The 15645-nt window shown below is 65.4% G+C and carries 15 protein-coding genes; 14 read left to right on the top strand and 1 reads right to left on the bottom strand.

Going from position 1 to position 15645, the window contains the following annotated elements:
* From VN461_20835 to VN461_20780, 12 genes are all read left to right on the top strand, one after another.
* Window positions 1–282: hypothetical protein (locus tag VN461_20835; GenBank protein ID HXB57223.1), on the top strand; the 282-nt coding region annotated here is incomplete at its 5' end.
* 3 nt (window positions 283–285) lie between these two features.
* On the top strand, window positions 286–1167 hold the full coding sequence (locus tag VN461_20830) for a type IV secretion system protein (GenBank protein ID HXB57222.1): 882 nt from the start codon (window positions 286–288) through the stop codon (window positions 1165–1167).
* 10 nt (window positions 1168–1177) lie between these two features.
* Window positions 1178–1969, top strand: coding sequence for a VirB8/TrbF family protein (locus tag VN461_20825; GenBank protein HXB57221.1), 792 nt, complete (start codon window positions 1178–1180; stop codon window positions 1967–1969).
* A gap of 2 nt (window positions 1970–1971) precedes the next feature.
* A complete protein-coding gene (locus VN461_20820; protein ID HXB57220.1) occupies window positions 1972–2271 on the top strand; it encodes a hypothetical protein in 300 nt (99 codons plus the stop codon).
* A gap of 4 nt (window positions 2272–2275) precedes the next feature.
* A complete protein-coding gene (locus tag VN461_20815) occupies window positions 2276–3412 on the top strand; it encodes a hypothetical protein (GenBank protein ID HXB57219.1) in 1137 nt (378 codons plus the stop codon).
* A 2-nt stretch (window positions 3413–3414) separates the two neighbouring features.
* Entirely contained in the window at window positions 3415–4392 is a 978-nt protein-coding gene (locus VN461_20810; GenBank protein ID HXB57218.1) for a hypothetical protein, read from the top strand.
* Window positions 4393–4698: 306 nt separating this feature from the next.
* The gene (locus VN461_20805) at window positions 4699–5010 is read left to right on the top strand and encodes a hypothetical protein (protein HXB57217.1); all 312 of its coding nucleotides are present in this window, start codon (window positions 4699–4701) and stop codon (window positions 5008–5010) included.
* 5 nt (window positions 5011–5015) lie between these two features.
* The gene (locus VN461_20800; protein HXB57216.1) at window positions 5016–7037 is read left to right on the top strand and encodes a TraM recognition domain-containing protein; all 2022 of its coding nucleotides are present in this window, start codon (window positions 5016–5018) and stop codon (window positions 7035–7037) included.
* A 3-nt stretch (window positions 7038–7040) separates the two neighbouring features.
* Complete coding sequence (locus VN461_20795) at window positions 7041–7496, top strand: hypothetical protein (GenBank protein ID HXB57215.1); 456 nt, start codon at window positions 7041–7043, stop codon at window positions 7494–7496.
* A 2-nt stretch (window positions 7497–7498) separates the two neighbouring features.
* Complete coding sequence (locus tag VN461_20790; protein HXB57214.1) at window positions 7499–8539, top strand: ATPase, T2SS/T4P/T4SS family; 1041 nt, start codon at window positions 7499–7501, stop codon at window positions 8537–8539.
* Window positions 8520–10661, top strand: a complete 2142-nt coding sequence (locus tag VN461_20785) for a DNA topoisomerase 3 (protein HXB57213.1) — start codon at window positions 8520–8522, stop codon at window positions 10659–10661. The genes VN461_20790 and VN461_20785 overlap by 20 nt, the downstream gene beginning before the upstream one ends.
* A gap of 674 nt (window positions 10662–11335) precedes the next feature.
* Window positions 11336–12220, top strand: coding sequence for a hypothetical protein (locus tag VN461_20780; GenBank protein HXB57212.1), 885 nt, complete (start codon window positions 11336–11338; stop codon window positions 12218–12220).
* 563 nt (window positions 12221–12783) lie between these two features.
* On the opposite strand, the gene VN461_20775 is transcribed toward VN461_20780, so the two are convergent.
* Complete coding sequence (locus tag VN461_20775) at window positions 12784–13158, bottom strand: hypothetical protein (GenBank protein ID HXB57211.1); 375 nt, start codon at window positions 13156–13158, stop codon at window positions 12784–12786.
* A gap of 65 nt (window positions 13159–13223) precedes the next feature.
* On the opposite strand from VN461_20775, the gene VN461_20770 reads away from it, so the two are divergent.
* Together VN461_20770 and VN461_20765 are read left to right on the top strand one after the other, a co-directional pair.
* The gene (locus VN461_20770; GenBank protein HXB57210.1) at window positions 13224–14783 is read left to right on the top strand and encodes a hypothetical protein; all 1560 of its coding nucleotides are present in this window, start codon (window positions 13224–13226) and stop codon (window positions 14781–14783) included.
* A 484-nt stretch (window positions 14784–15267) separates the two neighbouring features.
* On the top strand, window positions 15268–15606 hold the full coding sequence (locus VN461_20765) for a hypothetical protein (protein HXB57209.1): 339 nt from the start codon (window positions 15268–15270) through the stop codon (window positions 15604–15606).
* Window positions 15607–15645: the final 39 nt, after the last annotated feature.

Here is a 15645-nt window from a genome sequence, read left to right as displayed (position 1 = left end):
GACAACGCCCTCCCGGACATCCTCGACATCGTCACGTCGACCGGCAACAAGGCGGATCACTCCCTCGTGGGACTCCTCCAGAAGACCGCCGTTACGACCGCGACCTCCAACGCGCAGACGCGGGATGTGGAGCGGAACCTGCAGGCGGTCGTCCACCAGCTCATCGTCCAGAACCAGGTCCTGAGGGATCAGCTCCAGGAGGCCCTGAACTACGAGGCCGAGCGCAGGAAGAGCGCCTACATCGTCACCGCCGTCTTCACCCAGCCCATGACGCATTACTGAGCCATGTCCCCCCTCGCTAGCCTGCTCGTCCTACAGACGGTGCCCGAGAGCCCCCTCAACGCGCTTGTGGAGGCCGCCAAGGCGTTCATCGACCAGAACCGCTCTCTCTTCCTCGACGTGGGCACCAGCCTCTACACGTCCTTTGCGGTGATCCTGATCGTGTGGGTGGGGGTGAAGATCGCGCTGTCCGGCGAGTTCGACGCCTCGCGCTTCGCGAGCTTCATCATGATGCTCGCCTTCGGCAAGGCGCTTCTCTTCTACTGGAACGGTGGCCCCTTCAGCCTGCCCGACCTCGTCATGGGGCAGGCGGACTGGCTCAGCAAGAGGATCGACCAGAGGGCGGTCTCCGAGCTGGGGGCCGCCGTTGACCACCTCATAAACGCTCCGCCCGCGGGTGTGCTCTCCCTCGTCAGCAACGTCGCCGGCAGCGCCTGGTGGCTCGCTGAGGTCGTGGCCCTGGTTCTCCTTCAGATCGTGGCCCACTTCGTGATCGCCTACGGCGAGATCGCGCTCGCCGTATGCATCCTGCTGGGGCCCATATTCTTGCCTTTCTTCATCGTGCCCAAGCTCGACTGGCTCTTCTGGGGCTGGTTCAAGGCCTTCCTCCAGTACAGCTTCTACCGTGTGGTGGCCTCCGCGGTCGTGTTCATGGTGTCGCAGGCCATGCAGCACATCTTCAGCCCCCCGGCCACGGCCGCCATCCAAGCTGCGCTCAACCCTGCCCAACAAATGGTCGACACGGTGGCTGCCGGCGTGTGCGTGGCGAGCATCCTCAAGATCCCCTCGCTCGTCTCCAACATCTTCTCCGGCTCGGCCGGCTCGGACGGCGGCGCCGTCGCGATCATGCAGAGCGCGGTGCGCTCAGCGGTGGCCATCGCTGCCTGAGCCCCCGCCCATGACCTCCCCTCTCCGGTTCCCCGTGCCAACCGAACCACCGACAAGCACCCCGGACGCTGCCACCACCTCGACCGAGCCGGCGCCCGCGGCCCCCGCCGCGCCACCGCCCGTGCCGCCGGTCACGATCGACCCCACGTTCAACGCCGCGAAGCGCCTCTACGCCGAGCAGTTCGGCGACGCCATCGTCACCAACACCTACCTCAAGATCGCTGTCGCCGCCCTCTCGCTCATCTGCATGGCGCTCGTCCTCACACAACTCAGGGTTGCGAAGACGATCGCCGGCTTCCAGCCGCTCGTGATCCGTGTGGATACCGTGGGCCGCGCCGAGGCGGTGCGCTACGGCGACATGGCCTATGTGCCTCAAGAGCCTGAGGTCAAGTACTTCCTCGGGGAGTTCTGCCGGCTCTACTACTCGAGGAACCGCGAGTCCCTGGCCCAGAACTTCCGCCGCTCCCTCGCTTACCTCTCACCCTCCCTGGCAGAGTCGGTCCTCTCCGCCTGGGAGCGCAACCACGTGATCGAGGAGTACCAGCGCTCGAGCCTCGGAGACATCGACGTCGACGTGGTCGGGGTCTCCATCACCCAGCTCCACGAGCCCCCCTACCAGGCCAGGGTGGACTTCCAGCAGATCTACTACGCCACCCGGGAGCGCACGGAGGTGAAGCGGGTCCTTTATTCTGCCCACTTCACCTTCCGCTTCCATGGAGGCACACTCCCGAGTCAGGTCCTCGCCAGCAACCCCCTGGGACTCCTCGTCGACTACTTCAAGGAAGACGTCATCACCAAGTAGCCATGACCCCCGCCGCCGCCCTCCTCACCTCGCTCCTGCTCCTGGTCCTGGGCTTCTGGCTCGGCGAGGTCCTCCGTCCGCTGATCCCCTTCAAGACCGCGCTCTGGGCCCGCCACGGGCCCGTCCTGGCCCTCTACGGCGCCGTCCTCCTCCTGAACCTCTTCACGGCTTCTCTCCTCGCCGTGAGGGCCCTGGGGCTCAAGGGCGCCGGCCGGAAGCTCGCCCACCTGGACAAGGAGCTCCGCACGGAGTCGAGCCTCGGAGCCGAGCTTGCCGCGGTGGAACGACAGTCGGAGCAGTGACCCCATGTCCGCCCGAAACGACCGCACGGATTCCCACCTCCGCGGGCCAGAAACCCCTAAAGAAGGCCCCTCCAGGCCTCCCGTAGACCGCAAACGCACCCTCGAGGACGTGCGGCCCGACATCCGAGATGCGACCCGCAGCAAGCCCCGCCGTCATGCAACAGCCGCCCAGCGTCAGGCCCGGTCACGAGCCGGGCACCTTCCCATCCGCGAACCCGAGCGCACGGGGGACCGTGTCCCCGACCGTTACAAACCCCGGCCACTTCAAGAGCCCGACCGGATCTCGGCGGCCGAGCGGGCCAAAGGGCGCGCCCAAGCCTCCCAGCCCCGCCGCCGTCAGACCGACCGGCAGCTCCCAGACGACGCCCTCAAGCCCTACACCCAGGACGGCCGGGAGCTAGAGGTCACGAGGGCGCAGGCCGAGACGATTCATGACCTCGGACGCTTCCGAGTCGCCCGGGTCGAAGCCATCGAGCGGCACGTCTTCGCCGACAACCCCGTGGCCAAGGACCAGATAGCCGAGCTCAAGCGGAGTGGGCTCGTGAATGAGCACGTCTCAGAGAGCGGCCAGCGCTACCTCACCCTCAGCAGGCGCGGCAGGGCCCTAGATATAAGGACCGACCCCCGCCAGGAGCTCTATTCCGGCATCAAGCGTCCGGCCGAGCTCAAGCACGACAGCGCCGTCTACGAGGCATACCAGCATGCGCGCCAAGGCATGGAAAAGGACGGTAACAGCATCACGCTCGTTCGGCTCGACTACGAGCTCAAGCGCGACATCGGCCGGGAAGCCTACATCAAGGCCGCTCAAGACCTCCGCGCCGAGCACAAGGACATCCAGGGCATTCCCAAGCAGGAACGCCAACAGGCCATCTCACGCGCGGCCATCCCGGTCGCAACGGCCCGCGACCTGCCGGCCGACGAGGACGGTGTCGACTACCCGGACCTACAGATCGAGTACGAGAGGCCCGACGGGACCATCGGCCGTGTCAACGTCGAAATCGTCACCGAGAACTACAAGGCCGCCGACTTGGCCGCGAAGTCGGGCGCCGGCTTCCAGCTCTACCTGCCCGCGGACTCACAAGGGGCCCGCGGCTCCCCCCGGGGGATCCACTCCCTGGCCGAAGACATCTACGACTTCTAGCCATGGAGACTAAGCACATCACGGCCGCCGTCGAGACGTTCGGCTACTCCGAACGGGAAGCCCGCTTCCTCTGGACCGTCACCGCTTTCTCCGGCCATTTCCTCCGCGCCCAGTGGCGTCAGTTCGCGGGCGTCGACTCTTACGGCAGGACTGACCAGCAACTCATCGACCGCTTGCTCAACAACGGTCATGCCACCGGGTACGCCTACCGCAACGTCCAGCTCTACCACGTCACGAGCAAGCCGCTCTACCGCGCCTTCGGGCGCGAGAACAGCAACCACAGGCGCCAGCCCTCGAGCGCCCTCATCGCCCAGCGCCTCGGCGCACTCGACTACGTCATCGCCCAACAGGACGCCCAATACCTCCTTACGGAGGCCGACCGGACGGAGTACTTCCGCGACCGGCATGGTGTCAATGACACCACGATCTTGCCCGAGCGCACCTATCCCGCCCGGGGCAGTAGCAGACCGCCCGTCCATGTCTTCTTTCCCGACCGCTTCCCGATGACAACCACCGGTAACGAGACGGTCTTCACGTACATCGACGCGCCTGCGGACTCGTTCGTCCCGTTCCGCACGCACCTTCGTACTTATGCCCCACTCTTCGCCGCCCTCAAGGACTCCTGGCGGTTCGTCTACGTCTCCGGCAAGCAGCACAAACTGGCGGAGGCCGAGCGGGTTTTCCGCGAGACGCTTACATCGGCGCAGGCAGCAGACGCAGCCGACCCCGACCTTTTGCGGTATTTCGACCTGGAGCTGCGCGTCGAGAGGAAGGAGTTCGCAACCCTCCGGAAGTCCCATCTCGAGGAACGGGCACGCCTCAAGCAGCGTTACGACGCCCCCAAGTACCGGACCCTCTACGAGCAATGGCACCGTAAGGGTTCCTCAACGCCGGACCCGGACTCGGCTAAGGCCGCGACCGACCCTCTTATAAGGTGCGCCGGGCTTTCCACGTTCCAAGCACCTTCGCTCGCGCTCTAGGGGGGAAGCCATGCAGAACAGCCACTTCCTCCCCTCCTTCCCCCCATCCTTCCTCCCTCCCAGTTGCCTAAGTCGTTGCGGGAGCGTCGCTCAGCACCGTACCGAAGGCCCCCACGAGATGGCCACGGATACGGAACGGGGATTGGAGCGACCCCGGGGGGCAAAGCCCCCTGGACACAGGGGTCGCTCCAATCCCCGTGCACGGCCCCTCCTGGCGGACCCCTTCGGGGCTGCCGGGAGCCGTGCAAACAACACGACCCACCACCCCCAAATGACACGACCGCATCCGGTCAAAGGAGCCTAGCCATGCCTATCGTTCCACCCGACGTCCACGGCGGTGCCACCCGCGTGCTCTCGGCGCACCTCGACAACGACCTTCTCCTGCGCACGATCGCGTACTCCAGGCTCTGCAACGCCGGTCTCAGCTCCGTGGTGAGGGTGGCGCTCGCCCAGCTACTCCAGGCCGACAAAGCCGAGCTCGACGCCTACCTCGCCTCCCACCCGGACGAGCTCGATCACCGGAAACTCCGTTCCTTCCCGGTAAGCCGCACGCGGGGCGACGGGAGCGTGCCGCCTGCGTCTCGCAAGAAGAAGGACAAGGAACCCCAAACAAGGTAGTCCGAATGCACGCCTGGCTCGAACGAGTCCGTGAGTCGCAGTTCTTTCTCGCTGCCATTGCGGCCGCGGGGACGGGGCTCGTCCTCTTCCTCCGCTATCCCATACCGCAGGGCGACCCCTTCCTCGTCCTTGCGCGCGTGAAGGCCTACCCCGCCTACCTCTTCTTCGTCGTGACTGTGCGGCTGTTCTTCTTTACAACCCCGCTCATCCTCTACTCGGCCGCGCTGTCGTTCTTCTTCGTCCATCTTCATCGGGGAGGGGGCACCTCCGCGGGCGGCGAGCTGCCCCCCTACGAGCCACCGGACCAGCGCAAGGACCTCTACGTAATCTTGGGCGAGCGCCATCACCCTACCGAGCGCAAGCGTGTACCAAACCCGACCTGGATCACCCTCCCCGAGAAGGGGCTCTACACCGGAATGGCGTGCTTCGGCGCTATCGGCTCCGGCAAGACCGCGACCTTCATCCGGCCCGTCGCGCTCCAGCTCTTCAGCTACGCGGCCCATGACCCCGAGCGGCGCCTCGGGGGCTTGGTACTCGAGGTCAAAGGCGACTTCTGCCAGCAGGTCCGCGACATGCTGCGGACGGTGGGCCGGGGGGAGGACTACCTCGAGATCTCGCTCGACACCCACTACCGCTACAACCCCCTCGCCAACAAGGACCTCGACGAGGACGCCCTCGCCTACGCGATCACCACGCTCATCGCGAACATCTACGGCAAAGGAAAGGACCCGTTCTGGCCGATGGCCTCCACCAACACCATGAAGTTCCTGGTGCTGCTGCACCGCCTCGTCCATGACTACGTGACTTTGACCGACGTCTACCACGCCGCCATCAACCCAGGCCTCCTGCAAGACAAGCTCAAGCTCGGCCGCGAGCGCTACGGTGTCGTGGAGTACGCGGACATCAGCGCGGACGCCTTCGCGGAGCACACCGCCAAGCTCACGAGCCACGGCTTCGACGAAGCGGACACGGGCTACCGCGCGACAGCCACGCCCAAGCTCATCGAGTACCTCCAGAAGACCTCGATTCCCTTCACAACCACCACCATCCGCCAGGAAGGAGTCGATCCCGAGAGGCAGGCGCAGTTCGAGGCCGTCGACCGCTGGTTCAAGTACGACTGGAGCGCCATCGACGTCAAGCTCAGAACGTCGATCGTGGAGGGCATCTCCGTGTTCTTATCTCTCTTCGACACCAACCCCACCATCAAACGCATCTTCTGCCCCCCCAAGGAGACCTTCGACCCCGCCCGGAACTCCGGTTACGCCTTGGGAGAGCCCTTCCCCCCCTTCGCCGACCTCATCGAGCAAGGCAAGGTCGTCGCCCTCAACTTCCCCGTCTCCCTCAACCCGATTGTCGCCAAGACCGTGGGCACGCTCATGAAGCTCGACTACCAGCGCGCCGTGCTCCTCCGCATCCCCAAGATGGCCGCCGCGGCGGCTGCAGCTGAGCAGGGCCGGGTTTTCCGCCCGACCGTCTTCTGCGTGGACGAGTACCAGAACTTCGCCACCGTCGGGGAGACGGGCACCGGGGACCAGAACTTCTTCAGCCTCTCGCGGCAGCCCAAGTGCATCGGCATCGTCGCCACCCAGTCGATCGTCTCCCTGAAGAGCGCCCTCTCCTCCGACGACGCCTACAAGACCCTCCTCCAGACGTTCAGGACCAAGATCTTCTTGAACACCGCCGACGATGTCACTGCGGAGTTCGCGGTGAAGCTGTGCGGGAAGGAAGACCGCCTCCAGGCCACCTACAACGTCTCCGAGTCGTCCCAGGACGCCAAGGTCTCGTTCCTGGACGGCCGCACGGCGGGCGGCAGGACGTCGGTCTCGACCTCCAAGAGCTACCAGGTCCGGCAGCTCGAGCGCTTCCCCGTCAAGGCGTTCACCAGTCTCAAGAACGCCCAGGCCATCGTCCTCGCCTTCGACGGCGTGAACCCCATCCTGCCTTGCTACTGCTACTTGAAGCCCCACTGGCTCCCCGTGGAGATGAGCTGGTGGGACCAGTACGAGAAGGGCCTTCTCGAGGGCTAGCCCATGACCGACGACAAGGCACAACGGGCCGTTTTCCTCGGGCCGCAACGGGCCCTAAGCCTCGCCGTCGCCTGTAAAGTCGGCCACAAGCTCGCCGCCAGGACCTCAGCCACGGTCCTTTGCGTCCATGACGTCCCGACGGCAGCTGCCGGGCCGGCGGACGGGCCAGCGCGTCTCCTGGCGCGGCTCTCCTTTCTGCAGGCCGTCCAGGACGTCACGGGCCCAGAATGTCCGGCAGTTCTCATCCTCGAGGCCGACAATATCGACCAGGTCACGCTGGGCCTCCTTCGACCCTACCTTGCCGACCCGGCCACCACCGTCTTTGCCGCCGCCCTAACCGACGACGCCCTCCAGGCGGCGGGCTTAGGCGAGTACCTCGAGGACGCGCCGCGCTACTACTGCCGCCTCGCCGGCAAGCCGGACGGCCGCCCAGTCCTCATTCCCGTCCCCAGGTGCTAGCCATGCCCGAGCCCACACCCGTCGAGGGGACCTCCTGGCACCTGATCCTGCCCTTCTTGAAGCCGGTCCGGGCCTACCTCTTCGACGACGCCATCTCCGAGGTCATGATCAACGGCGACGGCCGCGTGTTCGTCGAGCGTGCAGGCGAGCTCGTCCCGGTCGACGCCCGGCTGACCCAGGCCCAGCTCCTCGCCGCGGCCAAGGCGATCGCCCGCCACCTCTCCGACGACGTCTCCGAGACCCAGCCGATCTTGGACGCCCGCCTCGACGACGGGAGCCGCGTCGCGGCCGTCCTCGAGCCCGTCTCCCTCCACGGCATCACCCTCACCATCCGCCGCTTCACGGCCAAGCACTTCACGATGGAGGACCTCCTGCAGCGGGGGTCCATCACCCCCCAGGCGGCGGAGATCCTCGTCGGGGCGGTCACCGCCCGGGAGAACCTCCTGATCTCCGGCGGGACCGGCACCGGCAAGACCACCATCCTCAACATCCTCTCGGCCGCCATCCCCGAGACCGACCGCATCCTCATCATCGAGGACACGGCCGAGATCCGGATCGACAAGCCCAACCTCGTCCGCTTCGAGGCGAAGCGCCCGCGGCCCGGCTACGAGGGCACGACCATCCGCCAGCTCCTGAAGGCCGCCCTCCGGCACCGGCCGGACCGCATCGTGGTCGGCGAGATCCGCGACGGAGCGGCCTACGACCTCCTCCAGGCCCTGAACACCGGCCACAGCGGGTCCATGTCGACCGTCCACGCGGACAGCGCGCAAGGGGCCCTCGCCCGCTTCGCGTCCCTCGTCCTGGAGTCGGGCGTTCAGATGCCCTTCCCTGCCATCAAGGCCAACATCTCGACCGCGCTGCATTTCCTCGTCCACATCGAGCGCCGCGGAGGACACCGCTACCTCGCGCAAATCCTCCGCGTCCACTCCTACAACCCCGACCTCGACCGCTACGAGCTCGAAAGCCTCTACGCCCGGGGGGACCCGGCCGCGGCCGGTGCCTTCCCCGACAAAGGAAAGGACCATGAAACTCGTTCTTGCTGAAAAGCCATCCGTTGCCGCCGACATCGCCCGCGTCCTGGGCGCTACCGAGAAGAAAGAAGCCCACTACCTGGGGAACGGCTACACAGTGACGTGGGCGCGCGGCCATCTTCTCGAGATCGCCGCCCCCGAGGCCATGAACCCGGCCTGGGAGCGCTGGTCCACGACCACGCTCCCCATGATCCCCAGCGAATGGCGCTATGCCCCCCGGAAGGACTCCGCGGGGCTCCTCCGCGCCGTCTCACGCATGCTCCGCGAGGCCGACCAGGTGATCGCGGCGACCGACGCCGGCCGGGAGGGAGAGCACATCTTCCGCCTGATCTACGAGCACTCCGGCTCGAAAGCCCCCATCAGGCGGCTTTGGATCAGCAGCCTCACCGACGACGCGATCCGCGCCGGCTTCGCCTCGCTCCACGAGGGGGCTCGCTTTGACCCACTGGCCGCCGCGGCCCGGGCCCGGGCCTGCGCGGACTGGCTCGTGGGCCTGAACGCCACCCGCGCCTACACGCTCTTGAACCACGACAAGTGCACGATCGGGCGCGTCCAGACCCCCACCCTCGCCATCCTCGTGAGGCGCCAGGAGGAGATCGGCGCCTTCAAGCCCACGCCCTACGCCGAGATCCACGTCACCCTCGAGCCCGGGTTTCGGGCACGCCTCCTTCTTGACGGAAAGCCCCGCATCCTCGACCTCGCGCGGGCCAAGGCCATCCTCGAGGAGATCTCCCCTCTTCCCTCCGCGACCGTCCGCACCGTGGAGACGAAGGAGGTCCGCTCCTCCCCCCCGCCCCTCTTCAACCTCCTCGGCCTCCAGAAGGAGGCGAACCGCCGCTGGGGCCTGACCGCCTCCCGCGTCCTCGAGATCGCCCAGGACCTCTACGAGAGGAAGCACCTCACCTACCCACGGACGGAGAGCCGCCACCTCTCGACCGACATGGTCAAGGACCTCCCCGGCCACGTCACTGCCCTCCGGGCCGACTATCCCGAGGCCGCGGCCATGGCGGCGGAAGCCTTCGCCAAGGGTCCCCCGGGCAAGGCCTACGTCGACGACACCAAGCTCACCGACCACCACGCGATCATCTCCACGACCGTGATCCCTGGGCCCAACCTCCCTACCGAGCTCCGGAACGTCTGGGACCTCGTCGCCCGGCGTTTCCTCGCGATCTTCCTGCCCCCCTCGGTCACCGACGAGACCGTCGCCCTCTTCGACCTTGGCGCCCCCGGCCAGGAGGCGCACACGCTGCGCGCCACCGGCTCCGTCCTCAAGGTGCCGGGTTGGACGATCCTGGAGGCACCCTCCCCCCACGACCAGGACAAGGACGATAAGGAAGACAAAGAAGAGAAGGAAGACGCGAAGGATGACCAGGCGCTGCCGCCTCTAACCGTCGGCCAGGTTGTGCCCAAGCGCGACCAGCGCCTGCTCTCGAAGATGACGAAGCCCCCACGCCCTTACACGGACGCGACCATCCTCGACGCCATGAAGTCCGCCGGACGGCTCGTGGAAGACGACGAGCTCGCGGCCTTCATGAAGGAGCAGGGCCTCGGCACACCCGCCACCCGGGCGGCCATCCTCGAGAGGCTGGTGGAAGTTGGGTATGTGGAGCGGAGGAAGAAGGCCCTCCTCCCCACCCCCAAGGGCATCGCGATCATCGGCCAGGTCCATGCCTCCCTCCGCGATCCCCTACTCACCGCGCAGTGGGAGCAACGCCTGAAGGCCATCGAGGACGGCGAGGCCGACGCCTCCCCCTTCGAGACCGAGATCGTCGCCTACGTCCGGGAGCTCGTGATCGAGGTCCTCGCCGGGACACCGCTCGCTCCCACCGCGATCGCCCACGCGCTTGGGACGTGCCCGGCCTGCAAGGTGGGTACCGTCCGCCCCACCCCCAAAGGCTGGGGCTGCAGCCGCTACAAGGAAGGCTGCGGCTTCACCATCTGGAAGCAGCTCGCGGGGAAGGCCCTCAATGACAAGATCGTGCGTGAGCTCCTCAACCACGGCATCACAGGGAAGACGATCGCGGGCTTCACTTCCAAGGCCGGTAAGCCTTTCAAAGCGAAGCTCCGCCTCGACGAACACCACCACGTCGCATTCGAGTTCGAGAGGGCGCCTCGAAAGGAGCAGCACCCATGATCAAGCTCACTCGTCGCGCCAGACTTCACCAGGCCAGCCGGCTCACAAGGCCCGCGCTGAGCCGCGAGGGCATCCCTCCTCCAGCTGGCGAGCGGCCGCAAGTTCTCCCGGCGCGCCCGCTAGAGCACCTCGATGAGATCCGCCAGCAACTCCGCGAGGAGCTTGGCCGCGAGCCCATTCCAAAGGAGATCCGCGCTCGGTTTGAGAGCCAACTGCAGCCCATCGACCTTGGCCAGATGCTGGTCGATGGCGTTCGCGAAATTCTCGGACCGCTTCCCGCGAAACCGCCTAGCCGCTGGCGGACCCTCGTTCAGCGTCTACTTCACCCGTGGCGCGCTGTCCCCGTGGCCCGGCCAGGCCACCGGCCGTGATGCTGCCGACATCTCCTCCCGCCGTCCAGCGCGAGGGCTACGCCCTCCTGTCGCCCGAAGAGGTCCTTCGCGCCGAGCCAGTGGGCGTGTGAGCAACGAATGAGCCCTCGCCGCCCAGAAGAGCGACCACGGCCGCAGCTTGTGCTCTCAGCGAACGCAACCGCGGCGGCGAGGCCCGCAGCGCTTGCATCCTCCGCGAACGCGGCGCCCTTTAGCGGCCTTCTAGAGGCCGACGCGGCCGGACGCGACCACAAGGCTGAGAGAGAACGACGCCTTAGGAAGGCTGCCGACCGCATGGTCTTCTTGCGGGAGCGGCGGGAAGAGGAATGGCGATCGGGCTTTGCCCTGATCGCCCAGGCAACGATCCTGACCGCCCTTCCTCTCCGGCCTACCAACGAAAAACAGATCGCGCGACGAGCGCGACTGGGTGACGGCAGCAGCCTCACCGTCACCTTCGCGGCGGTTGGCGACGGCGCAGTCATGCCCTACGGGGCTGATGTGACCCTCCTCTACTTCCTGTTCGACCGCGCCATCAGCGCCCAGAGCCCCATCTTCGAGTGGAAGTATGCGGCGGACTACCTTTCCTTCATCGGGGTCAACGCCGATGCGGGTAAGAACTTCGTCGATCTCCGGGCTCGCTGGCGCCGTATCCTGGGTCTTGCCGTCCGCATCGAACGAACGACGCTTCGGGGAGAAGAGCAGGGAATGGGGTTGTTCCTCATCGAGCAATATAGGCTGCCGACGTCCATTGCGTCACAGCGCGGCTCCCGGGCGCAACTGAGCCTCCCTGGAGTCGATTACGGGTTGAAGCTCAATGAAGCGTACTGGCGCGACGCCATGACACACCATGTTCCGGTCCCGAAGGACCTGATCCGCGAGACTCGGGACGAGCTTCTCCTCCAGCGTCTTGCGATCTTCCTCGGGTGGCGCTGTTACGCAGCGGCCAGGGCGCTGAAGTATGGCGAGACGGGTGAAAGCGTCATCCCCTGGCCGGACGTCCGAAGCTTGGTCGGGTCCGAGATGGCGGCCCCGAAGCGCTTCCGCCAGCAGGTGCGCTACGCTCTAACTGCTCTTCGTGTCCTCTGGCCCGAGCTTCGAGTGGAAGCTCGCCCGGCGGGCCTTTGGCTAGCACCACCCTCGGGCAACATGCAATTGCTTCCAGACGGCGAGGGTTTCAGGCGGCAATAAGGGGGTCCGACCGTACCTCCGTTGTACCCCTCCCCCACCACCTTTTTGCACACAACCTGTGGAATGGTGCTTGGTGAGACCGTACCTCCGTTGTACCGGGTACCGTACCTCCGTTGTACCCCCCACCGTACCTCCGCTTGCCCAAAACCGTACTTCCGTTGTCCCCTTATAAGGAAGCAAGACACCAGGACACCAAGACGTTGCCTTCAAGACAATGGCCTGTGGACGCTGCGGATCTGTGGACGGCGGGCCTCGAAGTTCAACCTCGAGGGCGCCGCCCACGAGATCCTGGGATGGCACTCCGAAGAAGCCCAAGGGAGCCGGCCATCCCCAGCGCCCACAAGGCCCTCCAGCCCTCCGAACATCGGTCGTCCGCCTCCGGGGACTGCTCTCTCCTCTCGCTTCAGGGAAGTTCAATGCCGCCACCGTTCAGCGTTGGCGTGACCACGATCCTTTCGACTCCCGGCGCCACGTTAGTCACGCGAATCATTAGGTCATAAGCCTTGAAAGGAGAAACGCGAACGGAAGTGCACTGGTAATGCCAATAGCCTGCCCCTCTGGGGTCACCCCCACATGACGACCCAGATGCCATCCCTATTTCCAGCAGCGGGCCGCCCTGATGCACGGCAGGCCGCGTTCCCTTTCGCATCCGTCAAGCTTGCTTCAATTGTCGCCTGCAAATTCTCCAGAGGCTCCGAGTTGGCCCAAGGGTAGCCCCCTTTGACGTACAGGATCAGACCCATGTCTTCGTACGGCAGTCCCCGAAAGCGGAAATGGTATTCGCCAGCCTCGTTGAGAGGAATATCGCCGAACCTGACCCAGTAGCGCGGATAAGAGAACAATTCATCCGAAAACTTACCGTCGCCATGAAAGAGGAGAGCACTCCACGGGCTCCATGCAACTAGGATCAGCAGCGGGATGATTCCAAGTATGGCCAACAGGTAAACTCCTCTTCGTGACACAAGAACATGGTAGTGCTGCTGCACCCTTGCAGCAATTGAGAATGAAGCGTGCGCCCTCGCTGATCGTTCTCCTGCTGAACCTCATCCTGGTCGCTGTGACGGTGTTCTCCGGGGTTTTGGCTTCCGAGTGGTTAACCCGCTTAACCGACTTCGGCTGGCTGATGGCGGACCCGAATGGAGCTGGGCGGATTGTGGTTGGGTTTCTCCTCCTGGTTCTCTTCTCATTCGGGGGAATGCCTCTATTCACCCTTGGCCTCGCCGCGCGAGACTTCTACCGAGGATTTCGGTGGCAGGCCTTCCTGTCGGGAGGGATTTCCGCCGCGCTGATTCTCATGCTGGCTCTGTGGATGGGCCTCGGTGGTCCCTTCGCTTCATACAGAGAAACGCAAGTAGGTCGCGCGTGGGCGACAACGTTGGACCCAATAGACACATTTACCTCTCGCTACCCTGAAGGGCCCGCTTCGGATGGAGCTCTGCGGCTGGCGGCTGCCGGGGCTCGTATCGGCATCGACCTGATCCCGTACGGTGTCCCGGGCACGCGTCCTGCCGAATCGGATCGCAAGAGCTATGAGGCGGTCAGGGAGAAACTGTTGGCGTTTGTCTCGTCTGAAACGGACAAAGCGAACGCAATGCTTGATGCTCCCCCCGTGGAGGTTGCACCGTGGCTTTCAGCCCACAGCACGGGGGTTACAGCGCTCGTGGGCGATGTTCTCCAAGGAGGCCCGATCGTCTTCGAGACCGACTGGTCCACGTACGACAAACTGCCTGTGAGCCTTACGGGACTAAGAGGGGTCGCATCCGTGCTGATCCTGTACGGTTTTGGGAAGGAACGTGCGGGGGATTCGAGAGCGGCGCTCGACGCTCTTGAAGCGTCGTGGCGGATTGGCGGTGCGCAAAGAGATCGTGGCGAACTCATCAGCCAAATCAGCGCTCTGGGACTTGACGGGATGACGCTGGGAGCCCTCCGAAAGGTGAACGACGTGCCAGAGTCCTGGCAAGCACGCATTGCCGAGCATGACTACCTCATTTCGATGCTTAGGGCGCTCGAGGGGGAGGCCTGGAGAACGTCGGCCTTGCTCAACGGACTCCCGGTGATGGGTCGCTCAGTGGGCGAACGACCCTGGCACCCTCTCGAATCTCCGTACATGCGTCTCATGGCTTCCAACTACTCTGAGGCTGTCAGAAAGATGGTCGCCGAGGTCAAGGGGAGCGATCCGTGTTCGGTTGATCCGTCAGCCCTCGCGCGGAGGGTCGAGGGCTCGATCGCCAGGTGGAACACGCTCGGTCGGATAGCGATTTCGTCCCTGTCTCGCGCTTTGTGGAGTGCGGTAGGCACAGCTCTTGGGGCCGAACTGACCCAAAAGGTGCTCGCTGCAAGGACCCTGAAACCGACGGGGGGAAACTGGCCGGCGGAATTGCCGGGCCTCCGCTCTACGGTCTGCCCAGGGGTAACGTGGATCTACTCAACCGCCGACGATGGGAGCGTATCCCTCTCGCTCAGCAAGAAGCCAACTTATGGCCCGACTCTGGCGTTTCGCTCTCTGCGGCCTCTTCAAGGCCATAGCCGCCTGACCCCGATACCGCAGCCCCCGCGACCATGACCGCTCGACGCTTCAACGACGCGCCTCGCAAGCGGGTAGCTTGGTCGAGTCGTGCCTCTGGCCCGGCGCGCTGGTCAATCTGCCGAGTCGTCAGCCCTCGCCGTGCGATCGTCCCGTTTTCCGGGGGCCTTCGGCCGTCGCACATGTGGCCGCGCATGAAGTGGGCCTCTCTCGTGCCAGCCTCCATCTGACGCGAGGCGACGTCGAACCTGGTGGACTTAATGTCCTCGGGCCCGGTAGTGTTGGCGCGAGGGCCTTCCGGAAGTCCTCACCGCTTTGCCTTGCGCGGTCGCGCCAGGTCCTTTGGACTTCCCCTAGGCTCTTGCTCGGGCTGAATCACGCCTTCGCGGCTGTGCTCTGAGTCCTTCCGAAGCTCCTCTTCCAGCTCCTTCGCTCGCTCTCCTCATTCAAAGGGCTCCTCTGCCCCCTCCTCCTCTCGCGAGAGGGGGGCAACTCGCCCTCCCACCTGATAGAGGAGAGTAAAATGTCGAAGAAGACGAACCACACCCCGGCCCCCGAGGCCATTTCCACCGACGTCACGTTCAACTTCGTGCAGCGCGAGGGAGGCCCCGAACGCCTCGTCTCCGAGGCCGAGTTGGTCTTCCCCGCGACGGCCGGGATCCTTGCCGGGCTGAAGCTCGTGGGCTTCTCCCTGTGGAAGAGCCCAGAGGGAGAGATCTACGTGACCTTTCCTTCGCGTGCCTTTGGCGCCGGCAGTGACCGTCGCTTATGGAGAGGTCGGCGTTATGGGCTGGTGACGCCTCGGCGAGCCGGTCGCTGCGACCCGAGCACCCCTCCTGCTTCTCATAACGTGCCCCACTGAGAAAGCGGCCCGAGCGGAATAGCGAGCGGCGACGCCTTG

It is taken from the genome of Vicinamibacteria bacterium (assembly GCA_035570235.1).
Lineage (GTDB): Bacteria > Acidobacteriota > Vicinamibacteria > Fen-336 > Fen-336 > DATMML01.
This window is presented reverse-complemented; position numbering and strand designations above follow the sequence as displayed.

Excerpts from the sequence above, each read along its gene's own strand:
- VN461_20830 (HXB57222.1), top strand. The coding sequence starts at position 286 with ATGTCCCCCCTCGCTAGCCTGCTCGTCCTACAGACGGTGCCCGAGAGC.
- VN461_20825 (HXB57221.1), top strand. The coding sequence starts at position 1,178 with ATGACCTCCCCTCTCCGGTTCCCCGTGCCAACCGAACCACCGACAAGC.
- VN461_20820 (HXB57220.1), top strand. The coding sequence starts at position 1,972 with ATGACCCCCGCCGCCGCCCTCCTCACCTCGCTCCTGCTCCTGGTCCTG.
- VN461_20815 (HXB57219.1), top strand. The coding sequence starts at position 2,276 with ATGTCCGCCCGAAACGACCGCACGGATTCCCACCTCCGCGGGCCAGAA.
- VN461_20810 (HXB57218.1), top strand. The coding sequence starts at position 3,415 with ATGGAGACTAAGCACATCACGGCCGCCGTCGAGACGTTCGGCTACTCC.
- VN461_20805 (HXB57217.1), top strand. The coding sequence starts at position 4,699 with ATGCCTATCGTTCCACCCGACGTCCACGGCGGTGCCACCCGCGTGCTC.
- VN461_20800 (HXB57216.1), top strand. The coding sequence starts at position 5,016 with ATGCACGCCTGGCTCGAACGAGTCCGTGAGTCGCAGTTCTTTCTCGCT.
- VN461_20795 (HXB57215.1), top strand. The coding sequence starts at position 7,041 with ATGACCGACGACAAGGCACAACGGGCCGTTTTCCTCGGGCCGCAACGG.
- VN461_20790 (HXB57214.1), top strand. The coding sequence starts at position 7,499 with ATGCCCGAGCCCACACCCGTCGAGGGGACCTCCTGGCACCTGATCCTG.
- VN461_20785 (HXB57213.1), top strand. The coding sequence starts at position 8,520 with ATGAAACTCGTTCTTGCTGAAAAGCCATCCGTTGCCGCCGACATCGCC.
- VN461_20770 (HXB57210.1), top strand. The coding sequence starts at position 13,224 with ATGAAGCGTGCGCCCTCGCTGATCGTTCTCCTGCTGAACCTCATCCTG.
- VN461_20765 (HXB57209.1), top strand. The coding sequence starts at position 15,268 with ATGTCGAAGAAGACGAACCACACCCCGGCCCCCGAGGCCATTTCCACC.